The organism is Streptomyces sp. NPDC014995 (assembly GCF_043080745.1).
Taxonomy (GTDB): Bacteria; Actinomycetota; Actinomycetes; order Streptomycetales; family Streptomycetaceae; genus Streptomyces.
This window is the reverse complement of sequence record NZ_JBIBVX010000010.1, coordinates 144241-168988: the sequence shown is the minus strand read 5'-3', so window position 1 is coordinate 168988 and position 24748 is coordinate 144241. Positions and strand designations below refer to the sequence as shown.

Sequence of the window (24748 nt, the reverse complement as noted above, 5' to 3'; positions counted from 1 at the left end):
CCACCACCTGCCGCAGGTCCCCGACGCCCCCGCCCGGCTGATCGGCGCCACGGCCGACGCGGTGGCGGCGGTGCTCGGGGAGAAGATCCGCGAGGAGACGATCGTGACCGTCGTCGGGTCCCGGACGGACGCCACGGAGTGGCCGGCGCGGTGGCCTGACGGTCCGGCCGGGGCGGTCGACTTGACCCGCCCCGGCCGCCGTCCGAGGATCATGCGTCATGACGCCCGGACACGGCAGCACAGTCGACGGGGTGCTGCGGCGCAGCGCCCGCCGCACCCCGGCACGCGTCGCGGTCGAGTACCGCGACCGCACCTGGACCTACGAGGAACTCGACGAGGCCGTCTCGCGCGCCGCGAGCGCCCTGCTCGGCCAGGGGCTCGCCCCCGGCGACCGGGTCGGCGCCTACGGCCACAACTCGGACGCCTACCTCATCGCGTTCCTCGCCTGCGCCCGCGCCGGCCTGGTGCACGTCCCCGTCAACCAGAACCTCACCGGCGACGACCTCGCGTACATCGTCGGCCAGTCGGGCAGCGCCCTCGTCCTGACCGACCCCGACCTGGCGGGCCGACTCCCCGACGGCGTACGCGCGTTGCCGCTGCGTGACACCGACGACTCGCTCCTCGCCCGGCTGGCCACGGCTCCTGCGTACGACGGCCCCGAGCCGCGCAGCGAGGACCTGGTCCAACTCCTCTACACCTCGGGCACGACGGCCCTGCCCAAGGGCGCGATGATGACCCACCGCGCCCTGGTGCACGAGTACCTGAGCGCGATCACCGCCCTCGATCTGAGCGCCGGGGACCGCCCCGCGCACTCGCTGCCGCTGTACCACTCGGCGCAGATGCACGTGTTCCTGCTGCCGTACCTCGCCGTCGGCGCCACGAACCTCATCCTGGACGCACCCGACGGCGACCGGCTGTTCGACCTGATCGAGGCGGACCGGGTCGACAGCGTCTTCGCCCCGCCCACCGTGTGGATCGGCCTGGCCAACCGCCCCGACTTCGCCACCCGCGACCTCAGCGGGCTGCGCAAGGCGTACTACGGGGCGTCCGTCATGCCGGTCCCGGTCCTGGAACGCCTGCGCGAACGCCTCCCGAAGCTGGCCTTCTACAACTGCTTCGGCCAGAGTGAGATCGGCCCGCTCGCCACCGTCCTGGCCCCCGACGAGCACAAGGGCCGCATGGACTCCTGCGGCCGTACGGTCCTGTTCGTGGACGCCCGGGTCGTCGACGAGAACGGCGAGGACGTCCCCGACGGCACACCCGGTGAAATCGTCTACCGCTCCCCGCAGTTGTGCGAGGGGTACTGGGACAAGCCCGAGGAGACCGCGGAGGCCTTCCGCGACGGCTGGTTCCACTCCGGCGACCTCGCCGTCCGCGACGCCCACGGCTACTTCACCATCGTCGACCGGGTGAAGGACGTCATCAACTCCGGTGGTGTGCTGGTCGCCTCCCGCCAGGTCGAGGACGCCCTCTACACCCACGAGGCCGTCGCCGAGGCGGCGGTCATCGGTCTGCCCGACGAGAAGTGGATCGAGGTGGTCACCGCGGTCGTCGTCCCCCGCGGCGAGGTCACGGAGGCCGAACTCGTCGCCCACGCCCGCGACACGCTCGCCGCCTTCAAGGCACCGAAGAAGGTGCTGTTCGTGGACGCGCTGCCGCGCAACGCCAGCGGCAAGATCCTCAAGCGGGAACTGCGGGAGCGGTTCGCCTGAACCGACGGAACGGAACGCCGGGGCCGCGAGGTCGAGGACCCGCCCCTCTGCGGAGCCGACGCGGCGACACGGACGGGCCCGGTCGGGGCCCGTCGGTGACGGACCGCCGGACGGACCGGAGCGACGCCCCGGGCTGCGGCGAGCGGTGTCCGGGGCTGCCGGTGGCCGATGACGCCGGCGGGCCCGGTCGGCTGCGCTCCGTCATCCGAACTGGCCGGGCCGGTAGTCGCCGGCGGGCTGCTGGACGATGACGTTCAGCCGGTTGACGGCGTTGATGAGGGCGATGAGCGACACCAGGGCGCCGAGCTGCTCCTCGTCGTAGTGCTTGGCGGCGTTCGCCCAGGCCTCGTCCGTGACCCCGCCGGCCCCGTCGGCGATGCGGGTGCCCTGCTCCGTCACCTCCAGGGCGGCGCGCTCGGCATCGGTGAACACCGTGGCCTCCCGCCAGGCCGCGACCAGGTTGAGGCGCGCCGAGGTCTCCCCGGCGTGCGCGGCGTCCTTGCTGTGCATGTCGGTGCAGAAGCCGCAGCCGTTGATCTGGCTGGCCCGGAGCATCACCAGGTCCTTCGTCGCGGTCGGCAGCGTCGAGTCGGTGACGATCACCTTGCTCGCGGAGGCGATGTGCCTGAGGGCCTTGGCCGCGAGCGGGCTGCCCAGGAGGTTCAAGCGGGCTTCCATGGTGTTCTCCCTGCCGTCGTCGGTGGATACACCTGAGTGACGGGACAGCCGGGGGAGATGTGACGGGGACGGAGGTGACGCACGCCGCGTTGTGCTCGTGGGCGCCGAGGCGGGGCGGCGGTCCGGTCACCGGCCCGCCGCCCTTGCGTCTTGCCTTCCGGGATCGGCGGCCCCGGGACGCACTGCCCTTCCCGCCGGACGTTCCCCGTGCGCGTCAATGGCCGGACTCGGCGTGCGCGCCGTGGTCGCCGAGCTGGGCCTCGAACCAGTGGTGCAGGGCGTCGACCAAAGCGGAATCCCGGGTGGTGTAGGTCAGGGTGGCCCCGTCGGGCCGGTCCTCGTAGTGCACCTCGATACGGTCGTGACCGTCCCGCAGTTCGGCGAGGCCGGGCATGCCGGTGCCGTGGATCCGGGCGGGGTCGGCGAAGTCCCCCCGGCCGAACGCCTCGGCCTCCTTGCGCAAATGAGCGCGTATCAGGTCGATCTGCTCGGTGTCGCCGCGCCGGTCGGCCACGACGTCCTGGGTGCCCCCCGTCGCCGTGGGGGTGAAGCGGTGGGTGGTCTGCTCGAGGTCGAAGGGCATCACGGTTCTGCCCCGCTCGGCCACCAGCTCCTGCCGCTCGGCCCGGCCCCCGCCCGGGTCCTTCGGTGAGCCGCCGGCCACCAGGGCGACAGCCGTCACCGCGCCGGCGGCCATCAAGCCCGCGCCCGCCATCACGGCCCGGCGACTGCTGCTATTCATCGAGTGCCTCCACCATCACCTCGAGGGCGTGGAGCACGCCCGCTCTCTCGTGGGCCGGGATCGCACCGAGCAGCCGTGAGAACCGCTCCCGCCGTGCTTCGGCCAGCTTCTGCGCAGCTCGCCGCCCCGCAGGGGTGAGCCGCAGGACGACGCCGCGTCCGTCGCCGGGGGCCGGAGCGCGTTCCACCCAGTCACGGGCGGACAGCTGTCCGACCAGCCGGCTCACGGTGCTCTTCTGCAGCCGCAGCCGACGGGTGAGTTCGACCTGCCGCAGCTCACCCTCCTGCGCCAGCTCGCTCAGGGCATGTGCCTCGGAGACCGAGATCGGCCGGCCGCAGGGGGTGGTTTCCGGTTGGTGCAGCCCGAAGGCGCGGACGAAGCTCCCCAGTGCCTCCTGGAGAACGGCCGGGTCATCAGCCCGTTGATCCCTGGACATGGTTCGACCGTACAACCAGATGGTTCGACGGTGCAACCAGATGGGCGGCAGATGGTTCGAACCTGCAACCAGGTTCGCCGTCCCATGGTGCTCGGTGCGCCGCTTCGTGGCCGGGCTCAGCGCGGTCGCAGGTCCACGATCCGCCGGATCTTCCCCACCGACCGCTCCAGCGCCTCCGGCTCCACGATCTCCACGCCGACCGAGACCCCGATGCCCTCCTTCACGGCCGCCGCGATGGAGCGCTCGGCCGCCTCCCGGGCCCCGGGGCCCGCGTCGGGGCGGGCCTCCGCCCGTACCGTCAGGGCGTCGAGGCGGCCCTCGCGGGTGAGCCGCAGCTGGAAGTGCGGGGCGACGCCGGGGGTGCGCAGCACGATCTCCTCGATCTGGGTGGGGAAGAGGTTCACCCCGCGCAGGATGACCATGTCGTCGCTGCGGCCGGTCACCTTCCGCATCCGGCGGAACACCCGCGCCGTACCCGGCAGCAGCCGCGTCAGGTCCCTCGTCCGGTAGCGGACCACGGGCATGGCCTCCTTGGTGAGCGAGGTGAAGACCAGTTCACCCTCCTCGCCGTCCGGCAGGACCTCGCCGGTGATCGGGTCGACGACCTCCGGATAGAAGTGGTCCTCCCAGATGTGCAGCCCGTCCTTCGTCTCCACGCACTCCTGGGCGACCCCCGGGCCGATCACCTCCGACAGCCCGTATATGTCGACGGCGTCGATCGCGAACCGCTCCTCGATCTCCCGGCGCATCTCCTCCGTCCACGGCTCGGCACCGAAGACGCCCACGCGCAGGGAGGTGCCGCGCGGATCGACGCCCTGCCGCTCGAACTCGTCGAGCAGGGTGAGCATGTAGGAGGGGGTCACCATGATGACGCCGGGCTCGAGGTCCCGGATCAGCCGGACCTGGCGGGACGTCATACCGCCGGACGCGGGGATCACCGTACAGCCGAGCCGTTCGGCGCCGTAGTGGGCGCCCAGGCCGCCCGTGAACAGGCCGTACCCGTACGCCACATGGACCGTGTCACCGGGACGGCCGCCCGCCGCCCGCAGCGAGCGGGCCACCAGGTCCGCCCACAGCGACAGGTCGTTGTCCGTGTAGCCGACGACCGTGGGGCGTCCGGTGGTGCCGCTGGAGGCGTGGATGCGGCGGACGCGCTCGCGGTCGACGGCGAACATGCCGTAGGGGTAGTGCTCGCGCAGGTCCGCCTTGGTGGTGAAGGGGAAGCGGGACAGGTCGGCGAGGTCGCGGCAGTCGTCCGGGTGGACGCCCGCCTTGTCGAAGGCCTCGCGGTAGAAGGGGACGTGGGCGTACGCGTGCCGCAGCGAGGCCCGCAGACGCTTTCGTTGCAGGGCGCGCAGCGCGTCCACGTCGAGCCGTTCGCCCTCGTCCAGCAAGTCCCGCGCAGCCATCACGGACGTCTCTCCCTCGCCACCGCGCCCACCGGGCGACCGATCATTCGGTCGACTTCGTCACGGTCAATGATCCAGGCCGACGGGGGGTCGGCAAGAGGGCGTGCATTCCGCACCGCCGAGAACTCCCTTGCGGCCGGGCGCGGGCCGCCCCGAGGATCGGCCCATGCCAAGCTTCTTCACCGCACCCGACGGAACCCGGCTGGCCCACCATGCCCGGGGCGAGGGCGACCCCCTCGTCGTCCTGCCCGGCGGACCCATGCAGGCCTCCGTCTACCTCGGGGACCTGGGCGGACTCACCGCCCACCGCCGGCTGGTCCTTCCCGACCCGCGCGGCACCGGCGACTCCGCGATCCCGGCGGACCCGGCGACGTACCGGTGCGACCGGCAGATCGAGGACGTGGAGGCACTCCGCGTCCACCTCGGGCTGGAGCGGATGGACCTCCTCGCGCACTCGGCGGGCGGCAGTCTGGCGATGCTGTACGCGGCACGGTATCCCCACCGGGTGGCGCGGCTCGTCCTCGTCACCGTCATCCCGTGGGCCCTGGGCCGGCCGGCCACCGGCGAGGACCGGCTGGCGGCCGCGCGCCTGCGCGAGGACGAGCCGTGGTTCGCGGCCGCCTTCCCGGTGTTCGAGGCATGGCTGACGGGGGCGCGGGAGGCCGGGGACGACGACTTCGCGGTCTTCGGCGGCTTCTTCTACGGCCGCTGGGACGACACCGCCCGCGCCCACGCGGCCGCCATGGACGAGCAGGCCAACGCGGAGGCGGAAGAGCGCTTCCACGGGCCCGGCGCCTACGACCCGCCCGCCCTCCGGGCAGCCCTCGGCCACGTCACCGCCCCGGTCCTCGTCCTCGCCGGTGAGGTGGACGGCGGGCCCCGCCCCGAACTCGCCCGCAGCGCCGCCGACGCCTTCCCGAACGCGGAGTTCGATGTCCAGCCCGGCGCCGGCCACTACCCGTGGCTGGACGACCCCGAGTGGTTCGTCCGCCGCACCGTCGCGTTCCTGGACGGTGCCGACTCCCCTCCGCCGTCGGCGGGGTAGGGTGCGGCGGCCGGTGGCCCGCGCGCACCGCGCCGACGCGGACGCCGCACCACGCACGGTCGGGGTGAACGGCATCCCCTCGTCCGGGCGGCCGGAACGCGGACACCCGGAACGCGGAGACCCGGAACGCGGACACCCGGAACGCGGAGACCCGGAACCCGGAACCCGGAGACCCGCGGCACCATCCGCGAACACCGTCCCGGCAGGGACCCGCTCGTCGGCGAGGGACCGAGCGGCGGTCTCCGGGTGGCCCCGTGGCCTTCCCCGTTCCCCGCCCCTTCCCCCGTTCGGCCCGCCCCTTCCCCGGTTCGGCCCACTCCTTCGCCGGCGACCGAAACGGATCCGGGTCACCGCCACTCGCTCGAAGCGACGGCCGGGGGTCAGTCGTCCGCCGTCACCGCCGCCGCCACCGCCACCTCCCGCGCCCACCGGTAGTCCGCCTTCCCGCTCGGCGACCGGCGGATGGCCTCCGTGACGACCAACTGGCGCGGGATCTTGTACCCGGCGAGACGACCGCGGCAGTGGCTCTGGATGTCCTCCAGGGAAGGCCGCGCCGCACCCGTGCGCACCTGCACCACGGCCGCCACATGGTTGCCCCACGTCGGATCCGGCACCCCGGCCACCAGGGCGTCGTACACGTCCGGATGCGCCTTCAGCGCCTGCTCGACCTCCTCGGGGTACACCTTCTCGCCGCCGGTGTTGATGCACTGCGAGCCTCGGCCGAGGACGATGACGACACCGTCCCCGTCCACCGTGGCCATGTCGCCCAGGAGCACCCAGCGCTCGCCGTCCTTCTCGAAGAACGTCTCGGCCGTCTTCACCGGGTCGTTGTAGTAGCCGAGCGGGACGTGACCGTGCTGGGCGACGCGGCCCACCTCGCCCGCCGCGACCGGCTCGTGGGTCACCGGATCCACCACGCGGGTACGGGAGTTGACGCGGACGCGGAAGCCGCGATCGGGTCCGGCGTCGTCCGTCGCCGTGCCGTTGAAGCCGGACTCCGAGGAGCCGAAGTTGTTCAGCAGCATCGCGTTCGGCAGCAGGGCCCGGAACTGCCGCCGGACCGTGTCCGACATGATCGCCCCCGATGAGGAGACGCTGAAGACGGACGAGCAGTCCGTGCCCTTCAGCGGGCCCCGGAGCGCGTCGATCAGCGGCCGCAGCATCGCGTCGCCCACCAGGGAGATGCTGGTGACCTTCTCCCTCTCGATCGTCCGCAGCACCTCCTCCGGCACGAACTTGCGGTGGATCACGACCCGTTGGCCGAAGTGGAAACCGATGAACGCGGTCAGGGTGGAGGTGCCGTGCATCAGAGGGGGAGTGGGGAAGAAGGTGATCCCCGACCCGCCGGCCGCCACCCGCTCCGCGACCTCCTCCGGCTTCTTCACCGGCTCCCCGGTCGGCGCCCCGCCGCCCAGCCCGGCGAAGAACAGGTCCTCCTGGCGCCACATCACGCCCTTGGGCAACCCGGTCGTGCCGCCGGTGTAGATGATGAACTGGTCGTCCCCCGAGCGCGCCGGGAACCCGCGCTGCGGGGAGCCGCTCGCCTCCGCCTCCGTGAAGGAGACGGCCGTGACCCCCTCGGCGTCCGCTCCCACCCGGATCAGGTGCCGCAGCGCCGGCGCCTGCGGCAGCGCTCCCGCCACCCGGTCCGTGAACTCCGCGTCGAAGACCAGGGCGACCAGGTCGGCGTCCCGGTAGAGGTAGACCAACTCCTCCTCCACATAACGGTAGTTGACGTTCACCGGCACGATCCGCGCCTTGAGGCAGCCGAGCACCGTCTGGAGGTACTCGACGCCGTTGTAGAGGTGGAGCCCGAGGTGCTCGCCGGGGCGGACGCCGCTGTCGAGGAGGTGGTGGCCGATGCGGTTGGCCGCCGCGTCCAGCTCCGCGTACGTCAGACGGCGCTCCGCACCCGTACCGGGATGGTCGACGTACACGAGCGCCTCGCGGTCCGGCACCACGTCGACGACCGACTCGAACAGGTCGGCAAGGTTGTACTCCACCGCTCCTCCTGACCTCGGACGGCCTGGCTCCCTGACGGTTCGCCGGTCATCAGAGCAAAGGGCGCCCCAAGTGTGAAGGGCTCGCGGCCAAGAAATCTGACTACCTGTCAGAAAACCCTTGAAGTGCCTCCTCGCCTCCTGCAACCTGTTCTCGTTCTGTCAGAGGGGAGATGGGCGATGGGTGGCACCGAACACCTCACCGTGCGGCGCGAAGGCGCCACACTCGTGCTCACGCTCAACAGGCCGGAGGCGAGGAACGCGCTCTCGCTCGGGATGCTCGTCGGCCTCCACGACGGCTGGGTGGAGGCCGACGAGGACGACGCGATCCGCTCGATCGTGCTCACCGGCGCCGGCGGCGCGTTCTGCGCCGGCATGGACCTCAAGGCCCTCGCCGGGAAGGGCATGGAGGGGGAGCGGCACCGCGACCGGCTCAAGGCCGACCCCGACCTGCACTGGAAGGCGATGCTGCGCCACCACCGCCCCCGCAAGCCCGTGATCGCCGCCGTCGAGGGGCACTGCGTCGCGGGCGGCACCGAAATGCTCCAGGGCACCGACATCCGCGTCGCGGGGGAGTCCGCCACCTTCGGCCTCTTCGAGGTCAGGCGCGGCCTGTTCCCGATCGGCGGCTCCACGGTCCGCCTGCAACGCCAGATCCCGCGCACCCACGCCCTGGAGATGCTGCTCACCGGACGGCCGTACAGCGCCCGCGAGGCGGCCGGCGTCGGCCTGATCGGACACGTCGTCCCGGACGGCACCGCGCTGGAGAAGGCCCTGGAGATCGCCGAACGCGTCAACGCCTGCGGGCCGTTGGCCGTCGAGGCCGTCAAGGCGTCGGTGTACGAGAGCGCGGAGATGACGGAGACCGACGGCCTCACCGCGGAACTGCAACGCGGCTGGCCGATCTTCGACACCGCCGACGCCAAGGAGGGCGCCCGCGCCTTCGCCGAGAAAAGGCCCCCCGTCTACCGGCGCGCGTGACGCCGGGCCGGAGGGGTGGACCGGACCGTGCGGGCCGTGAACGGCCGGTCGCGCCCGCGCGGCGGAGCCGCGGAAGTCACGGCCCCGCGCCCCTGGGCGACGCGACCACCCGTCCTTGTCCAGCCACCGTCCGGCCGACGCACACGCGCGGTCCCCGAAGGAGGCAAGCCCCCGATGCCCGATGTCCTCAAGGCCCCCCTCGTCGTCGAGTTCCCCTTCACCCGCTCCCTCGGCCCCGTGCAGAGCGCCTTCCTGACCGGCCTGCGCGAACGCGTCGTCCTCGGCGTGCGCACCACCGACGGCCGCACCCTCGTTCCGCCCGTCGAGTACGACCCCGTCACCGCCGAGGAGATCGGCGACCTCGTCGAGGTCGCCCCCACCGGCACGGTCACCACCTGGGCCTGGAACCACGCCCCCCGCCGCGGCCAGCCCCTCACCACCCCCTTCGCCTGGGTCCTGGTCCGCCTCGACGGCGCCGACACCGCCCTCCTGCACGCCCTGGACGCCCCCGGCCCCGAAGCCGTCCGCACCGGGATGCGGGTCCGCGTCCGCTGGTCAGAGGAACGCACCGGCGCCATCACCGACATCGCCTGCTTCGAGCCGTACGACGGCGAACCGCAGCAACCGACCGGCCACACCGGCGCGTTCGAGGACGACGTCACCGGCATCGTCGCCCCCGCCCGCCTCGACTACACCTACTCCCCGGGCCGCGCCCAGTCCGCCTACATCACCGCGCTGTCCGAGCGGCGCACGGTCGGCGAACGCTGCCCGTCCTGCCGCAAGGTCTACGTCCCACCCCGCGGCGCCTGCCCCACCTGCGGCGTCCCCACCGCCGAACAAGTAGAGGTGGGCCCGCGCGGCACCGTCACCACCTTCTGCATCGTCAACATCAAGGCGAAGAACCTCGACATCGAAGTCCCCTACGTCTACGCCCACATCGCCCTCGACGGCGCCGACCTCGCCCTGCACGGACGCATCGGCGGCATCCCCTACGACCAGGTGCGGATGGGCCTGCGGGTGGAGCCCGTGTGGACGCCGGGCGCCCGCCACCCCGACCACTACCGGCCGACCGGCGAACCCGACGCGGACTACGACACCTACAAGGAGCTGCTCTGATGACCCGGGACATCGCCGTCGTGGCCTTCGCGCAGACCGACGTCCTGCGCACCACCGACGAGCTCTCCGAGGTCGAGATGCTCATGCCGGTCCTGCACGAGGTCCTGGCGCGGACCGGCCTGAAGACCGCCGACATCGACTTCACCTGCTCCGGCTCCAGCGACTACCTCGCCGGCCGGGCCTTCTCCTTCACCCTGGCCCTCGACGGCGTCGGAGCCTGGCCGCCGATCTCGGAGTCCCACGTCGAGATGGACGGGGCGTGGGCCCTGTACGAGGCCTGGACCAAGCTGCTCACCGGCGACGCGGACACGGCGCTCGTCTACGCCTACGGCAAGTCCTCACCCGGCTCGGTCCGCGACGTCCTCACCCGTCAGCTCGACCCCTACTACCTCGCCCCCCTGTGGCCCGACTCCGTCGCCCTCGCCGCCCTCCAGGCCCAGGCCCTCATCGACGCGGGCGACGCCGACGAGCCGGCCCTCGCCGCGATCGCCACCCGCAACAGGACGGCGGCCACCGCCAACTCCCACGCCCAGCTCCGGGGGCCGACCCCACACGGTGAGTACGCCGTACGGCCGCTGCGCACCGGCGACTGCCCGCCCATCGGCGACGGAGCCGCCGCCGTGATCCTCGCGGCCGGGGAGCGGGCCCGCGAGCTGTGCGCACGCCCCGCCTGGATCAGGGGCGTCGACCACCGCATCGAGGCGCACGGACTCGGCGTACGCGACCTCACCGACTCGCCCTCCGCCCGCCTCGCCGCGGAGCGGGCCGGAGCCTTCGAACGCCCCGTCGACACCGCCGAGTTGCACGCCCCGTTCACCGCGCAGGAGGTCGTCCTGCGCAAGGCGCTGAAGCTCGGCGACGGCGTACGGGTCAACCCGTCGGGCGGCGCCCTCGCCGCCCACCCGATGATGGCCGCCGGACTCGTCCGCATCGGCGAGGCCGCCGCCCGCATCCACCGGGGCGAGTCCGACCGCGCCCTCGCCCACGCCACGTCCGGCCCGTGCCTGCAACAGAACCTGGTCGCCGTACTCGAAGGGGATCCGCGATGAGCAAGGAGCCCGTGGCCGTCGTCGGGATCGGCCAGACCAAGCACGTGGCCGCCCGGCGGGACGTGTCGATCGCCGGGCTGGTGCGCGAGGCCGCCCGACGCGCCCTCGACGACGCCGAGTTGACGTGGGCGGACATCGACGCCGTGGTCATCGGCAAGGCACCCGACTTCTTCGAGGGCGTCATGATGCCCGAGCTGTACCTCGCCGACGCCCTCGGCGCGGTCGGCAAGCCCATGCTGCGCGTGCACACGGCGGGCTCGGTCGGCGGATCCACCGCGCTCGTCGCCGCCAACCTGGTCGCCGCCCGCGTCCACCGCGCCGTACTGACGCTGGCCTTCGAAAAGCAGTCCGAGTCCAACGCCATGTGGGGCCTGTCCCTGCCGATCCCCTTCCAGCAGCCCCTGCTGGCCGGAGCCGGCGGGTTCTTCGCGCCGCACGTGCGCGCGTACATGCGGCGCAGCGGCGCACCCGACACCATCGGCTCGCTCGTCGCGTACAAGGACCGCCGCAACGCCCTCAAGAACCCCTACGCCCACCTGCACGAGCACGACATCACCCTGGAGAAGGTCCAGGCCTCACCCATGCTCTGGGACCCCATCCGCTACTCCGAGACCTGCCCCTCCTCCGACGGCGCCTGCGCCATGGTCCTCACCGACCGGGCCGGGGCGGCCCGTTCCCCGCGCCCGCCCGCCTGGATGCTCGGCGGCGCCATGCGCAGCGAACCGACGCTGTTCGCCGGGAAGGACTTCGTCTCCCCGCAGGCCGGCAAGGACTGCGCGGCCGACGTGTACCGGCAGGCCGGCATCGCCGACCCGCGCCGCGACATCGACGCCGTCGAGATGTACGTGCCGTTCTCCTGGTACGAACCCATGTGGCTGGAGAACCTCGGCTTCGCCGCCGAGGGCGAGGGCTGGAAACTCACCGAGTCCGGGGCGACCGAACTCGACGGCGACCTGCCCGTCAACATGTCGGGCGGCGTGCTGTCCACCAACCCCATCGGCGCCTCCGGCATGATCCGCTTCGCGGAGGCGGCCCTCCAGGTGCGCGGCCAGGCCGGGGAACACCAGGTGGACGGCGCCGGCAAGGTCCTCGGACACGCCTATGGCGGCGGCTCGCAGTTCTTCTCCATGTGGCTCGTGGGAGCGCGGCCACCCGAGTCCTGAAAGGTCCCGCTCACGTGCTCTGTCCGCGTCCGTGACCGATCGCTAGGCTGGCCGCGGACGACGAACCGGGAGGAGCACGGACGTGGCCGAGAGCACCATCCAGCAGCAGCCCTTCGCGGGCTGGGACAAGCCGGAGCTGGACCTCAGCAAGGCGGAATGGCAGTCCAGCAGCAGGGGCCTGGGGGATGTCCAGATCGCCTTCGTCGAGGGATTCGTCGCGATGCGCAACAGCGGCCGCCCCGAGAGCCCTTCCCTGATCTTCACGCCCGCGGAGTGGGGTGCCTTCGTGTCCGGCGCGCGGGAAGGGGAGTTCGACCTGACCTGACGCCCCGCGCAGCCGCCGGAACCGCCGCGGCGGGCCGAACCGGCGGTGTTCTCCCTGATTTTCCGGACACGCGACTTCGGGGACCCGGCCGGGGCGGCAGCCTGAGCCAGGCTGGCCCCAGCAGGACGAAGGTCGTATTCCGGAGGTGAGGACCATGAGCACCCTGCCGGTCGTCGCGGCGGTCGACGGTTCCGAGGACAGCTGGCGCGCCCTCGACTGGGCCCTGGACGCCGCGCGCAGGCGCGGGGCACCGCTGCGGGTGGCGCACGTACGCCAGTACGCCGCCTGGGTCCAGCCCGGCGCCCCCGTCGTCGTACCCCCGCCGCCGGACGAGGACCCGGTGCTCGCCGACGCCCGCGCCCGGCTGGCGGGGAGCGCGGGGACGACGGTCCTGGAGTACGTCGGCCTGGACGGCGCTCCGGGCGCCCTGCTGCCCGAACTGGGCGCGGAGGCCGAACTGCTCGTCCTCGGCTCCCGGGGACGCGGCGGCTTCACCCGCCTGCTGCTGGGCTCCAACGGCCTGACCGCCGCGCGGGACGCCGAGTGCCCGGTCGTGGTCGTACCCCGGCCCGGCCGCGAGGTCGACGGCCCGCGGCCCGCGCCCGCGCCCGGGCCCCGCGTGGTCGTGGGCCTCAAGGTGGACGGGCCCGACGAGGCCACCCTGGACTTCGCCTTCACCGAGGCCGCCCTGCGCGACGCCCGCCTCCAGGTGGTCGCCGCCTACCCCTGGCCCCTGCAGACCTGGGCCGCGCCCGGCGAGCTGATCGCGCCGGACGTCGACCAGGAAGCCGTCGAGCACGAGACGCGCACCCTCGCCGAGGGCTTCCTCGCCGCGCACCGGGAACGCCACCCCGGTGTGGGCGTCGAGGTCCGGCCGGCCTCCGGCGACGCGGCCGGCCATCTCGTCGCGGCCTCGAAGGACGCCGCCCTGGTCGTCGTGGGCCGCCACCGCCGCCGGCTGCTGGCCCCCGCCCGCATGCTGGGCTCCGTCACGCACGCCGTCCTGCTGCACGCGGCGAGCCCGGTGGCGGTCGTGCCACCCGCGCCCGGGGAGGAGTGAGCGGGCGGCTCCTCGATGCCGAGGCTCCCTCCTGTCCTCAGGCGCGCGGGACGCGAGACCCCGGCGACTCCCGCCTCACCCCCTACCCGGCACCGACCCTCCGGCACGACGGTCACGGCCGGCTCGCCGACGACCTGACCGACCCCGCCGGCCTCACCCCCTGGGTCCGCGCCCGCCCCGACGACGTCCCGGACGCCACCGGGTACAACCGCCGACGACACCGCCCGCGCCGACGTCCCCGACACGTGTGCCCCGTCCCGCCCTCTTCGCCCGCCCCTTCGCCCCGGCGAGCCCGCACCCACACCGTCCCCGCCCCGCGAGGGCCCGAGGACACCGGCGCCCAGCCGAACGGCGGCCCGTGCGCAACGGCGGCGACGTCACGGCCGCCCTCGCGCAGGCCGCCGGTCCTCCCGACGGGCCCCGGCCGGCCCCGGCTGCGCGCCCGCCACACCCCCGCTGCGTCCGCGCCTTCCGCAGGGACCACCACCCCCGCCGGGAGCGGTGCGGGAGTGGTGCACGCCGTCCCGCGGCAACCGCGTCCGGGGCCCGCCACCACGAGCGGCACCAGCCGGTCTCCTGGCCGCCGCACGGCGGGAGGATGGGGGCGCCCGCACGTCGCCGGGCGCCCCCGGACACGTACCATGGCGGCATGTCGTTCCTCCGCCGCCGCAGCGCCACACCCGCCGGGCCCGACTTCGACGTTCTGGCCATGGACCCGGGCGACTGGCCCGGCAATCTCGGCGCCGGCCTGCTGCCCGCCCCCGACGGAACCTGCCAGGGCGTCTTCCTGCGCTACGACCTCTTCGGCGGCCGAGGCCCCGCGATGATCATCGGCAACCTTCCCGAGGGTTCCCCGGCCCGCGAGACCGAGGAGGGCCAGGTGCCCTTCGAGGTCGCCCAGCTGCTGCTCGCGCTGGAGAACGACGAGGAGGTCACCGTCGTCGGCACCGAGGACATGCCGGTGATGCAGGGCGACAACCTCCTGATCGTGCGCCGCCTCAAGCTCTCCGAGAGCCGCATCTCCTGCGTGCAGTTCGACCGCAGCGACAACGTCCTGGTGACCATCGCCGCCTGGGACCGCCCCATCACGGACGACCTGTACGCCCTGCTGAAGCCGCTCCCGGCGGAGCTTTTCCAGCAGGGCTGAGCCGGCCGGCCCGGGTCTACGAGGCCGACACGCGTACGTCCGCCGCCCGGACGAACGCCACCCGGTGCCCGTATTGGACCTGGTAGTACAGGTCCTTGCCGACCACGACCTTGTGCGCGTCGGTGGCGAAGGTGACCGCGTGGTAGTACTCGCCCGGCACCTGGTCACCGACCACGTACTTCTGCCCCTTCGGCAGCCGGTACGGCAGCGGTGAGACCGCCTGCGCCGGGACGCCCGCCGGATAGGCCGACGCCTCCGGATAGGCGCGCCCGTAGAGGGGGACGCTGTCCACGCCGTCCTTCGGGGTGATCACACGGCCGGACGTGCGCACGGCCGTCGGCTGCTTCGCCGGGTTCCGGAACCAGGCCTTCTGGCCCAGGTACCAGATGGCCGTCCAGTCGCCCCACTGGCCGGCGACCGCGTACTGCTGGCCGGTGGAGACCCGCGACGAGATGTCGTTCACGCCCGTGGTCGGCGTCGTGCCCAGTCCGACGTCCTTGATCAGGGCGGAGGTCTCCGAGTGGTCGGAGTACAGCCGCACCGCGCCGGAGCCGTGCGCCGCGCACGGCTCACCCCTGGCCACGCAGTCCGTGTACACCGGCTGGTTGGCCGCGTAGTCCGGCAGGATCGTCACCAGCCCGCCGCTCTTGCCGGCCGTGGCCTCGAAGGGACGGCCCAGCAGCTCGAAGTAGTGCCGCCAGTCCCAGTACGGGCCGGGGTCCGTGTGCATTCCCGGCACGGTCCCCGCCGTCGGGCCGGGCACGTTGTCGTGGCCCAGGATGTGCTGCCGGTCCAGCGGGATGCCGTACTTCGCCGCCAGGTACGTCACCAGACGCGCCGACGACCGGTACATCGCCTCCGTGTACCAGGAGTCCGGGAAGGCGAGGAAGCCCTCGTGCTCCAGGCCGATCGACTTGGCGTTGACGTACCAGTTGCCCGCGTGCCACGCCACGTCCTTCGCCTTCACGTGCTGCGCGATGTGGCCGTCGGTGGAGCGCAGCGAGTAGTTCCAGGAGACGTAGGCGGGGTCCTGGACCAGGTTGACGACGCCTTCCCAGCCGCCCTCGGTGTCGTGCACGACGATGTACCTGATGGACTGGGACGCCGGGCGGTCGCCCAGGTCGTGGTTGCCGTAGTCGTTGTCGCCGAACTGCGCGTAGGGCGCCGGGATCCACTCGCAGGAGACGGTCGGCGGGCACTCGGTTCCCGCCGCGGAGGCCACGCGCAGACCGATGTGCCGCAACTGGGTCGTGTCGGCCGTCAGGCCGGACCGCGCGGGCAGGACGACCCGCTGCCCGGCGTCCGTGGTGCGCTCGACGCCGGTGCGGATCACGTCGTAGACGTCGTTGGCGTAGGCGGCGCCCGTCGCGGTGTCGTCGGCGCCCGAGAAGCGCGCCACCGCGCCATACCACTCCGCCGGATCGGTGCTCAGCGGCTCGCCCAGGTCGCGCTGGGCTGCGGCGAGCAGCGCGGCGCCGCCGGCCACGTTGGCCGCGGGGTCCGTGCGCAGCTTCTCGGGGCTCAGGCCGGTCAGCTCCGCCGCCTGGAGGAGCGTGGTCAGACGGGACGGGATCTCCGCGTCCTCCGGGAGCGCCGTCTCGGGGTGCCGGGGCGGGCGGGCGTCGTCACCGCGGGAGTCCTCCGTGCCCCCGCTGTGGTGCGGGGCCGTGGTGAGGGCGGTGCGGGCGTCGGTGAGGTGCATCGGGCCGTAGCCGCCGCTCACGCTCGGCGCTCCGCCGTGCGCGTCCCAGCGGGACTGGAGGTAGGAGACGCCCAGCAGCACGCTCTGCGGCACGCGGTACTCGGCGGCCGCGGCGGCGAACGCCCCCTGGAGGCCGGCCGCGGAGCCGCTCGTCGCGCCCGTGGACGGCGCGGCGCCGAACAGCGGCAGCAGGAGAGCCGCCGACGCGACGGCGCCGACGGCTCTGCGGGTGCGGGCAGGACCGGGGAGAGATCTGGGGTGGGTGACGGATCCTCGCAATGCGGCCTCCTGGGACGAACGAGCGGGGCGGGGCGTGCGGGGCCGGGCGTGAGGCTGTGGTACCCGGTTGCCGACGATCCGTCAATCATGCCCAGGCAGAGGGGCCTTCCCATGTCAACAGGGGTCCGGCGAGTTTCGTGGCGGCGGCCTTCCGGCCCGCGCGGCGTCAGCGGAGTACACCAATGGGCGACCCCCGGGCGGTGAGCGTGCCGCGGGCCCGGCGGACGGACGAAGGTCCGCGGTGCGCCGTCGCTCCGGCGTACCGCGGACCTCCCTCCCCTCAGCGAGTGCCGACCGCTGCCCGCACGGCACGGCGGGCCATCTGGCAGTCGTCGTGCAGCCGCCGCAGCAGCAGCCGCTGCTCCTCGCCGGACGGCGCGGCACCCGGGTGGGCGGCCCCCGGAGCCGTCGGGGCCGTGTCGTGCATCGAACGCTGCACGGCCGTCTCGTAGGTGCGGATCTCCCGGGTCAGCACCAGCATCAGGTTCACCAGGAACGCGTCACGCGAGGCCGGGCCCGCCGACTGCGCGATCTGGCTGATCTGACGGCGCTCCGCCGGCGCGTCGCCCAGCAGCGACCACAGCGTCGCCAGGTCGTAGCCCGGCAGGTACCACCCCGCGTGCTCCCAGTCCACCAGCACTGGACCGGCCGGTGACACAAGGATGTTCGACAGGAGGGCGTCGCCGTGGCAGAACTGGCCCATGCCCTGGCGTCCCGCGGCGGCCGCGATGCCGCGCAGCAGCTTCTGCAGGTCGCCCAGGTCCCGGTCGGTGAGCAGTCCCAGCTCGTGGTAGCGGGAGATCCGGGCCGCGTAGTCCAGCGGCGCGTCGAACGTGCCCGCCGGCGGCCGCCAGGCGTTGAGCCGGCAGATCGCGCCGAGCGCCGCCCTGATGTCGGCGCGCGGCGGGGCTTCGGCCGGGTGCCGCTGCAGGGCCGCCACCCGTCCCGGCATCCGTTCGACGACGAGTGTGCAGTTGTCGGGGTCCGCCGCGATCAGCCTCGGCACTCTGACGGGGGGGCGGTGCCGGACGAACGTGCGGTACGCGGCTATCTCGTGCCGGATCCGCTCGGACCAGACGGGGGAGTGGTCCAGTAAACACTTCGCGACGGCCGTGCTGCGTCCCGTCGTGCCGACCAGGAGCACGGAGCGGCCGCTGCGGCGCAGCACCTGCACCGGGGCGAACTCCGGGCAGATCCGGTGCACCGACGCGATCGCCGTGCGCAGCTGGGCGCCCTGGGGGCCGGACAAGTCGAGTCTCCCGCTGAGCGGTTGCGTTCCGACCCCCGCGGGACGCCGGCCGCGGCCCGCGCCGAGCGCGGGGGCCGCCGACCGCGTGGGGTCGAGGTAGGGGCCGCCGCCGCCCGGACGGGTGTGCAGCGACCGGGGCGGGGCGGACACGGAGGACGATGCTGCGTACATGGGCGAGACAGATCCCTTCGTGTGCCTGCGACGTCAAGCGCTGCCCGGCCCGGCCTCCCGGGTGCACCCTGGGGAATGTCCCTCGGCGACCGGGTCGGGGTGGCGCGTTCCTACCTGACACCCCTGGCCCAGTGGCACACCATCTGGCGGACCCTGGCGAAACCCTGGCGAATAGTCCCTCGGCAACTTTCACCGGGCTACTGTCAAGTCAGCCGAGAACCTGGGGGCTTACGTGAGCGGACAACCCAACACCCGGCTCGCGGACCTGTTCGGCCTGGCCGGCTGGTCCAAGGGCGAACTCGCGAGGCTGGTCAACCGGCAGGCGGCGGCCATGGGCCACCCCCAGCTGGCGACGGACACCTCCCGGGTGCGGCGGTGGATCGACATGGGAGAGATCCCGCGCGATCCGGTGCCGCGGGTGCTGGCGGCTCTGTTCACCGAGCGACTCGGCCGTGTCGTGACCATCGAGGACCTCGGTCTGGTCCGGCACGGGCGTACGGGGAAACGGCAGGGCGGCGGGAGCGCGGAACCTCCCGACGGCGTGCCGTGGGCGCCCGAACGGACCGCCGCGGTCCTCACCGAATTCACGGGAATGGACCTCATGCTCAACCGACGCGGCTTGGTGGGCGCGGGTGCCGCGCTCGCCGCGGGATCAGCACTCAGCAGCGCCATGCACGACTGGCTGCACACCGACCCCACCCTCTCCGCCGACGCTCCCGTCATCGACCATCCCCTCCTGCACGCCGACTCCGCCGGGTTCGACCGCTACGAGGCCGCCCCCATCGGGACGGAGGAGGTCGACGAACTGGAGCGCTCGGTCGAGGTGTTCCGAGCCTGGGACGCCGCCCGTGGCGGCGGGCTCCAGCGCAAGGCCGTGGTGGGCCAGCTCAACGAGGTGGGCGGCATCCTCGCCTACCATCACCCCTCACATCTCCAGCGGCGCCTGTGGGGCGTCGCCGCCAACCTCGCGGTCCTCGCGGGCTGGATGTCGCACGACGTCGGCCTGGAGCCCACGGCCCAGAAGTACTTCGTCATCGCCGCCCATGCCGCGAGAGAGGGCGGTGACCGGCCGCGGGCCGGGGAGGCACTCTCCCGGGCGGCCCGTCAGATGGTGCACCTCGGCCGGCCCGACGACGCCCTCGACCTGATGAAACTCGCCCAGTCGGGCTCCGGCGACGAGGTGCTGCCGCGGACCCGGGCGATGTTCCACACCATCGAGGCCTGGGCGCAGGCGTCGATGGGCAGGGGGCAGGCCATGCGCCGCACCCTGGGCCGGGCGGAGGACCTGTTCGTCTCCGACAAGGGCGACGTGGAACCGCCGTCCTGGATGCAGACCTTCAAGGACGAGGACCTGTACGGCATGCAGGCCCTGGCCTACCGCACCCTGGCCGAGTTCGAGCCCGGGGCGGCCGTGCACGCCCAGTACTACGCGGAGAAGGCCCTGGCGCTGCGCGTCGACGGGCGGGAACGGTCGAAGATCTTCGACCATCTGTCCATGGCGTCGGCCTGCTTCATCGCGGACGACCCCGAACAGGCGGACCGGTACGCCCGGCTGGCCCTGATGTCCATGGGGTCGAACTCCTCCCGCCGCACCTGGGACCGGCTGCGCCAGATGTACCGGCTCACCGCGGAGTACTCCAACTATCCGAGGATCAACGAGCTGCGGGAGGAGATCCGGCAGGCACTGCCGAAGCCGAAGGGAGGGCGGGGCGGGAACACCGCTCAGGCGTAGGTCCCTTGGTACGGGTCAGTCAGGCGTGGGCCCGGTGACGCCCGCCGGTCGGTGGGGCCGGTGAGGCGGTCTGCGTGCGTCACGGCATCACCCGGGCGACGAGCACACACGCGTCGTCCGCGCGGTCGCTCGTGCCGAACTCCTCCACGACCACCCGCACGCACTCCTGTGCGGTGTGCGCCGCGTCGAAGCGCGGGGCCAGGTCCAGCAGGGGAGCCGACTCGGCCGGGTCGGCCGGTTCGCCGTCGCGGGGCACCAGGGCGTCGGTGTGCAGCAGGAGCAGGTCGCCCGCCCGGAGGGTCTCCTCGGCCTGTCCGTAGACGGCGCCCGAGGTGGCACCGAGGAGGACGCCGTCCGGTGCGTGGAGCCGGCGTCCCGTCCCGTCGCGGAAGAGCAGCGGGGCGGGGTGTCCGGCCTGCGCCCACATCAGGGTGCGGGTCCGAGCCAGGTAGCGGCAGCAGACGGCGCCGGCGAGGGCGGGCTGGGCGCCCGCGTCCAGTAACTGGTTGAGCCAGGACATCAGCTGGGCCGGCTGGGTGCCGGCCATGGCCATGCCGCGCAGGGCGCCCAGTGTCATGGCCATGGTGGAGGTGACGGCCGGGCCGTGACCGGTGAGGCCGCCGACGCTCAACAGCGTGTCGCCGCCGGAGAGTTCGAGCGCGTCGTACCAGTCGCCGCCGATCGGTGAACTCGTGCGGGCGGGCAGATGACATGCGGCGATGTCGAGGTGGCGGGGGCCCTGGTGCGGGAGCCGCAGGGAGCCGCGCCGGGGTGGCAGCACGGCTTCCTGCAGCTCGACCGCGAGCCGGTGCTCGGTCTGTGCCCGGTACCGGTGGCGTTGCAGCGAGTCACGGGTCTCGCGCACCGCGCGCCGGCTGCGGCGCAGTTCGCTGACGTCGCGCAGCACGGCCCACATGGAGGCGGTGCTCCCGTCGGCGTCGAGCACGGGCTCGCCCATCATGTGCACGGTCCGGACCCCGCCGTCCGGCCGTACGACCTGGAACTCCCCGTCGATGGGCCGGGCGTCGACGAGACAGTCGGTGACCATCGCGGTGAGCTTCGGTCGGTCCTCCTCGACCACGAGCGAGGGCAGTTCGTCGAGGGTGAGCGCGGGTGCGGCCGGGTCGCGGCCGAGGAGCTGGTACAGCTCCGCGGACCAGACGGCCTCGTCCGTCAGCAGGTTCCACTCCGCGCTGCCGACCCGGCCGAGCAGCGCTCCGGGCGGGGCAGGGGGCGGAGCGGGCGCGTCCTGAGCCGCGGGCGGGCCGTCCCGCAGTTCGGCCAAGTGTGCGTGCAGGTCGTTGAGTTGGCGGAGCGCCAAGTCGTAGAGCGCGCGCTGCCAGCGTCCCCGCGGGTCCGTTCCGTCGTCCTGCGCGTCCCGTCGTACGGCGTCCACCTCGCCCGTGAGCCGGCGCGTCTGCGTGATCAGCGCGTCGACCGAGCCGCGTCCTGGCGGCTGGGCGGCTGGGCGGTCCGCAGAGAGATGGGACGGCATGACGCACTCCGATGCGGGGGACGGGACGACCAAAGGGCGACGGAAGGGCCGTTACGACTGTTGCACAGCCCGCGACGCCGTGTAAGGGATTTGGCAACACACGATACGGTGATGCGTCTGGCATATGCCACAGTCTTCACGGGGGCATTGCGCGGTGCGAATGACGTACGCCGGGAGGTCGGGCAAGTCGTAGGCGGTGTACGCGACTTGGGGGATTTCGGGGGACGCGCGACGGGGTTCATCCGGGTGTTCGACGGCTGTGTGTTCCATGGTGCGGCGCTCCTCGGGGTGCGACCGTGTACTCGTGACGCAGCTCACACCAATTCACGACCGCTTTTGCGTAATGCGAACGGCTCCTGCGAGGTCCTACAAGCAAGCACGCCGAAACGGCCGACCTCTCACCGCTGCGGAGACCGAGCATGGACCTCGCCCACGTCACCGTCCGACAGCCCGCCCGTGCCGACCTCATCACCACGGGGGAGCGGGAGCTCCCGGTGTCCGCCACGCTCCGCTACACCTCAGACGACCCACTCGCCGTGCACCTCGACTTCCCACCCGAGGCCTGCCTGCGGGGCGAGGCCGTCACCTGGACCTTCGGCCGCGCGCTGCTGGAGGAGGGGCTGCGCGGACCGGCCGGGAGCGGTGACGTGCAGCTCTGGCCGTGCGGGCGGACCCGTACGGTCATGGAACTGCACTCCCCGCTCGGGCTGGCCCTGCTCCAGTTCGACACGGCCGCCCTGCGCCGTTTCCTGCTGCGCAGTTACGCGGTGGTCGAGGCGGGGCGGGAGGACGTCGGCGCCGAGGTCGACCGGGGGCTGAACGCTCTCCTCGGCAACGTCTGAGCGCGCCGCCCCCGGCGTCAGCGGTACAGGTCCGGGCGCGGAGCGAGGTCGACGGCCACGCGCGTGCCGTCGTCCAGCGCCCGGACCCCGGCCTCGGCGACGACGGAGGCCGCGTAGCCGTCCCAGGCGCTCGGGCCGGTGACGCCGCCCCGGCGGGTGGCGTCGACCCACGCCTGCACCTCACGGTCGTAGGCGTCGACGAACCGGACCAGGTAGTCGCGGGGCACGTCGGTACCGGCGCGGCCGTGCGCGGTCAGCAGCATGCCGTGGTCGTCGCCGATGCGCGCGCTGCCCGCCTCGCACACGGCCTCGCACCGCACCTGGTAGCCGAAGCCGCAGTTGACGAAGACCTCCACGTCGACCAGGGCTCCGCCGTCCGTCTCGAAGATCACGAACTGCGGGTCGAGCAGACCCTGCGGCGCGCCGGACGAGGGGCGCGGCCGCACCACCGTGACCGCGGTCGGCTCCTGGCCCAGCAGCCAGCGGGCCGCGTCGATCTCGTGCGACACCGAGCTGTCGATCAGCATGGCGCTGGTGAAGCCCGGGGGTGAGGAGACGTTGCGGTGGGTGCAGTGCAGCATCAGCGGCCGGCCGAGCCGCCCGTCGTCCAGCAGTGCCTTCAGCCTGCGGTACTCGGTGTCGTAGCGCCGCATGAAGCCGATCTGCGTGAGCCGCCGTCCCAGCCGGGCCTCCGCCTCCAGTACGCGCAGCGCGCCGGCGGAGTCCGGCACCATGGGCTTCTCGCACAGCACCGGCAGACCGCGGGCGAAGGCCGCGAGCAGTGCCTCCTCGTGCGCGGGACCGGGCGAGGCGATCAGTACGGCCTCGACGCCGGGGGCGTCCAGGGCGGCCTCCACCTCCGTGTGGACCGAGACCCCCTCGATCCCGGCGACGGCCTCCTCGGCGCGGGCGGGGTCGAGGTCGGCCACGGCGGCGACCCTGGCCCCGCTCACCACGCGATCGAGGCGTCGTATGTGGTCGGCGCCCATGTGTCCGGCGCCCAGTACCGCCACGCCCAGCAGGTCGGCCACGTGTCCTCTCCCTCCCGGCCGGTGATCACGCCGTAGCGTACGCCGCCGGGGGGGAACGCCGGACAAGGCCGCCTCAGTAGCGCAGCACCCCCGCGATGCCGGCCGCCTCGCCCAGGCTGCCGTCCGGGACGAAGCGCACCTCGGCGCCCGTCTCCAGGCACTGCTCGACGATCTCGTCGACGATGTCGTCGCGGGCGTCCAGGTCGTCGCTCGCGGCCGGGACCAGGTGGTCGCCGTCGTCGCGTACCGCCACACGGTAGTTCTCCTCGACCGCCAGCAGCCGGATCCGGCCCTCGCGGGCGCTCTGCCAGACCTCGTCGACGCCGGCCGCGAAGGTCCGGTGGCCGCGGGCCGACTCCAGCTCCCGGGCCACGGCGTCGGTGTCCCGGCGGGACTCCGCGTCGTGCAGCGGGCGCACGGCCTGCCACACCGCCTCGGGGGTGGCATGGGTGAGGCCGCCGCGCGGGATGTGCACCGCGTCCCGGGTGACGCCGCCGAACTCGTCCAGCAGGGAGAGCGCGGCCTGCTCGCCGGTGACGTACAGCGGGCGCGGGTCCTCGCGCAGCAGCCGGGCCATGGCGGTCTCGGCGTCGCGCAGGAAGTGGCGGGTGCCCTCGTCGCGGAAGGTGCTCGGCAGGTCGCCGATGCGTTCCATGCGCTCGGCGTCGAAGTTCTCCCGGCTCCTGACCAGCGGGAAGCCGCCGGTGTGCGCCTCGGTGACCCGCTCGGCGCCGCCGTTCCACAGCGTGACGCGGTCGGGGGAGACCGACAGTACCCAGAACGGCCGCTCGGCGGCCTGCGCGGAGACCAGGTTGCGGGTGAGGAAGGTGTCGGAGAGGACGACGCGTTCGGGTACGGGGCGGGCCAGCGACCACACCTGGTGCTCGCCCGGCGCGGCGAAGATCACCAGGCCGTCCTCGGTGTGTGTCAGGTCGACCTCGGCCAGTGCCCGGTCGAGCTGCTCGGCGACGTCGACGCGCCGCTCGCGGGTGACCGACGGGTCGGCCTCCAGCTGTTTCTTGGCCTCGGTCACGGCATTGCGCAGTCGCACCCGGTCCTGGGCGTTGCCGGGTTCGCGGCGGTGTGTCGGGGTCAGCACGGACACCGCGGGATAGGGGCGCGGACGGCGCAGTTCGGAGAGGGTCGCGGGGCTGAGTGCGTGCTCCATATCAGCACGATAGGTCCGATTCGTTCCCGGGGCATGGCGTGCCCCGGGAACGCACATGCTTTAGAGTTCCAGATTCGTGCGGCTGTCCGTTCGACGGTGCCAACTCTGCTCGGCTACGCAGGGTTTACCCGAGTTCGACTCTCCGCACCGGCGGGCTTGTTAGGGTGTTACTCGTCGGTAGCAAATCCGGTGAGGGGATGGGGCCCGGTGGCGGAG

General features: G+C 73.1%; 21 protein-coding genes. 11 read left to right on the top strand and 10 right to left on the bottom strand.

The window, feature by feature from the left end:
* The first annotated feature begins 218 nt into the window (after window positions 1–218).
* Window positions 219–1712: an acyl-CoA synthetase gene (locus ACF1A1_RS21240; protein WP_392001816.1), complete on the top strand. Its 1494-nt coding sequence runs from the start codon at window positions 219–221 to the stop codon at window positions 1710–1712.
* Window positions 1713–1913: 201 nt separating this feature from the next.
* On the opposite strand, the gene ACF1A1_RS21235 is transcribed toward ACF1A1_RS21240, so the two are convergent.
* The 4 genes from ACF1A1_RS21235 to paaK form a co-directional block, all read right to left on the bottom strand.
* Window positions 1914–2390, bottom strand: coding sequence for a carboxymuconolactone decarboxylase family protein (locus tag ACF1A1_RS21235; RefSeq protein WP_392001815.1), 477 nt, complete (start codon window positions 2388–2390; stop codon window positions 1914–1916).
* Window positions 2391–2604: 214 nt separating this feature from the next.
* Window positions 2605–3132 (bottom strand): aspartate carbamoyltransferase, encoded by a 528-nt coding sequence (locus ACF1A1_RS21230; protein WP_392001814.1) that lies wholly within the window; start codon window positions 3130–3132, stop codon window positions 2605–2607.
* Window positions 3125–3568: a MarR family winged helix-turn-helix transcriptional regulator gene (locus ACF1A1_RS21225; protein WP_392001813.1), complete on the bottom strand. Its 444-nt coding sequence runs from the start codon at window positions 3566–3568 to the stop codon at window positions 3125–3127. The genes ACF1A1_RS21230 and ACF1A1_RS21225 overlap by 8 nt, the downstream gene beginning before the upstream one ends.
* A 116-nt stretch (window positions 3569–3684) precedes the next feature.
* The gene (gene paaK, locus ACF1A1_RS21220) at window positions 3685–4977 is read right to left on the bottom strand and encodes a phenylacetate--CoA ligase PaaK (protein WP_392001811.1); all 1293 of its coding nucleotides are present in this window, start codon (window positions 4975–4977) and stop codon (window positions 3685–3687) included.
* A 166-nt stretch (window positions 4978–5143) separates the two neighbouring features.
* On the opposite strand from paaK, the gene ACF1A1_RS21215 reads away from it, so the two are divergent.
* Window positions 5144–6022 (top strand): alpha/beta fold hydrolase, encoded by an 879-nt coding sequence (locus tag ACF1A1_RS21215; protein WP_392001810.1) that lies wholly within the window; start codon window positions 5144–5146, stop codon window positions 6020–6022.
* A gap of 380 nt (window positions 6023–6402) precedes the next feature.
* On the opposite strand, the gene ACF1A1_RS21210 is transcribed toward ACF1A1_RS21215, so the two are convergent.
* A complete protein-coding gene (locus ACF1A1_RS21210; RefSeq protein ID WP_392001808.1) occupies window positions 6403–8025 on the bottom strand; it encodes an acyl-CoA synthetase in 1623 nt (540 codons plus the stop codon).
* A 177-nt stretch (window positions 8026–8202) separates the two neighbouring features.
* Between ACF1A1_RS21210 and ACF1A1_RS21205 the strand changes: the two genes are divergently transcribed.
* The 7 genes from ACF1A1_RS21205 (at window position 8203) to ACF1A1_RS21175 (ending at window position 14863) form a co-directional block, all read left to right on the top strand.
* A complete protein-coding gene (locus tag ACF1A1_RS21205) occupies window positions 8203–9003 on the top strand; it encodes a crotonase/enoyl-CoA hydratase family protein (protein WP_392001807.1) in 801 nt (266 codons plus the stop codon).
* A gap of 174 nt (window positions 9004–9177) precedes the next feature.
* Window positions 9178–10119 carry a Zn-ribbon domain-containing OB-fold protein gene (locus tag ACF1A1_RS21200; RefSeq protein ID WP_392001806.1) on the top strand — a complete coding sequence of 314 codons (942 nt, stop codon included), beginning with the start codon at window positions 9178–9180 and terminating at the stop codon, window positions 10117–10119.
* A complete protein-coding gene (locus tag ACF1A1_RS21195; RefSeq protein ID WP_392001805.1) occupies window positions 10119–11168 on the top strand; it encodes a thiolase domain-containing protein in 1050 nt (349 codons plus the stop codon). Before ACF1A1_RS21200 ends, ACF1A1_RS21195 begins: the two co-directional genes overlap by 1 nt.
* Entirely contained in the window at window positions 11165–12331 is a 1167-nt protein-coding gene (locus ACF1A1_RS21190; RefSeq protein WP_392001804.1) for a thiolase domain-containing protein, read from the top strand. Before ACF1A1_RS21195 ends, ACF1A1_RS21190 begins: the two co-directional genes overlap by 4 nt.
* Window positions 12332–12413: 82 nt before the next feature.
* A complete protein-coding gene (locus tag ACF1A1_RS21185) occupies window positions 12414–12656 on the top strand; it encodes a DUF397 domain-containing protein (RefSeq protein ID WP_392001803.1) in 243 nt (80 codons plus the stop codon).
* A 154-nt stretch (window positions 12657–12810) separates the two neighbouring features.
* Window positions 12811–13716, top strand: a complete 906-nt coding sequence (locus ACF1A1_RS21180; RefSeq protein WP_392001802.1) for a universal stress protein — start codon at window positions 12811–12813, stop codon at window positions 13714–13716.
* Window positions 13717–14365: 649 nt separating this feature from the next.
* Window positions 14366–14863 (top strand): hypothetical protein, encoded by a 498-nt coding sequence (locus ACF1A1_RS21175; protein ID WP_392001801.1) that lies wholly within the window; start codon window positions 14366–14368, stop codon window positions 14861–14863.
* A gap of 16 nt (window positions 14864–14879) precedes the next feature.
* Here the strand turns inward: ACF1A1_RS21175 and ACF1A1_RS21170 are convergent, their stop codons facing one another.
* Both ACF1A1_RS21170 and ACF1A1_RS21165 read right to left on the bottom strand, forming a co-directional pair.
* A complete protein-coding gene (locus tag ACF1A1_RS21170; protein WP_392001799.1) occupies window positions 14880–16844 on the bottom strand; it encodes an N-acetylmuramoyl-L-alanine amidase in 1965 nt (654 codons plus the stop codon).
* Window positions 16845–17124: 280 nt separating this feature from the next.
* Complete coding sequence (locus ACF1A1_RS21165; RefSeq protein ID WP_392001798.1) at window positions 17125–18264, bottom strand: aminoglycoside phosphotransferase family protein; 1140 nt, start codon at window positions 18262–18264, stop codon at window positions 17125–17127.
* 232 nt (window positions 18265–18496) lie between these two features.
* On the opposite strand from ACF1A1_RS21165, the gene ACF1A1_RS21160 reads away from it, so the two are divergent.
* Window positions 18497–19996: a hypothetical protein gene (locus tag ACF1A1_RS21160; protein WP_392001796.1), complete on the top strand. Its 1500-nt coding sequence runs from the start codon at window positions 18497–18499 to the stop codon at window positions 19994–19996.
* A 79-nt stretch (window positions 19997–20075) separates the two neighbouring features.
* Here ACF1A1_RS21160 and ACF1A1_RS21155 read toward each other — a convergent pair whose 3' ends face one another.
* The gene (locus ACF1A1_RS21155) at window positions 20076–21491 is read right to left on the bottom strand and encodes a PP2C family protein-serine/threonine phosphatase (protein WP_392001795.1); all 1416 of its coding nucleotides are present in this window, start codon (window positions 21489–21491) and stop codon (window positions 20076–20078) included.
* Between the two features lie 419 nt (window positions 21492–21910).
* On the opposite strand from ACF1A1_RS21155, the gene ACF1A1_RS21150 reads away from it, so the two are divergent.
* A complete protein-coding gene (locus ACF1A1_RS21150) occupies window positions 21911–22333 on the top strand; it encodes an SsgA family sporulation/cell division regulator (RefSeq protein WP_392001794.1) in 423 nt (140 codons plus the stop codon).
* Between the two features lie 17 nt (window positions 22334–22350).
* On the opposite strand, the gene ACF1A1_RS21145 is transcribed toward ACF1A1_RS21150, so the two are convergent.
* Complete coding sequence (locus tag ACF1A1_RS21145) at window positions 22351–23364, bottom strand: Gfo/Idh/MocA family protein (RefSeq protein WP_392001793.1); 1014 nt, start codon at window positions 23362–23364, stop codon at window positions 22351–22353.
* A gap of 73 nt (window positions 23365–23437) precedes the next feature.
* Entirely contained in the window at window positions 23438–24532 is a 1095-nt protein-coding gene (locus ACF1A1_RS21140) for a chemotaxis protein (protein ID WP_392001792.1), read from the bottom strand.
* Between the last annotated feature and the right edge of the window lie 216 nt (window positions 24533–24748).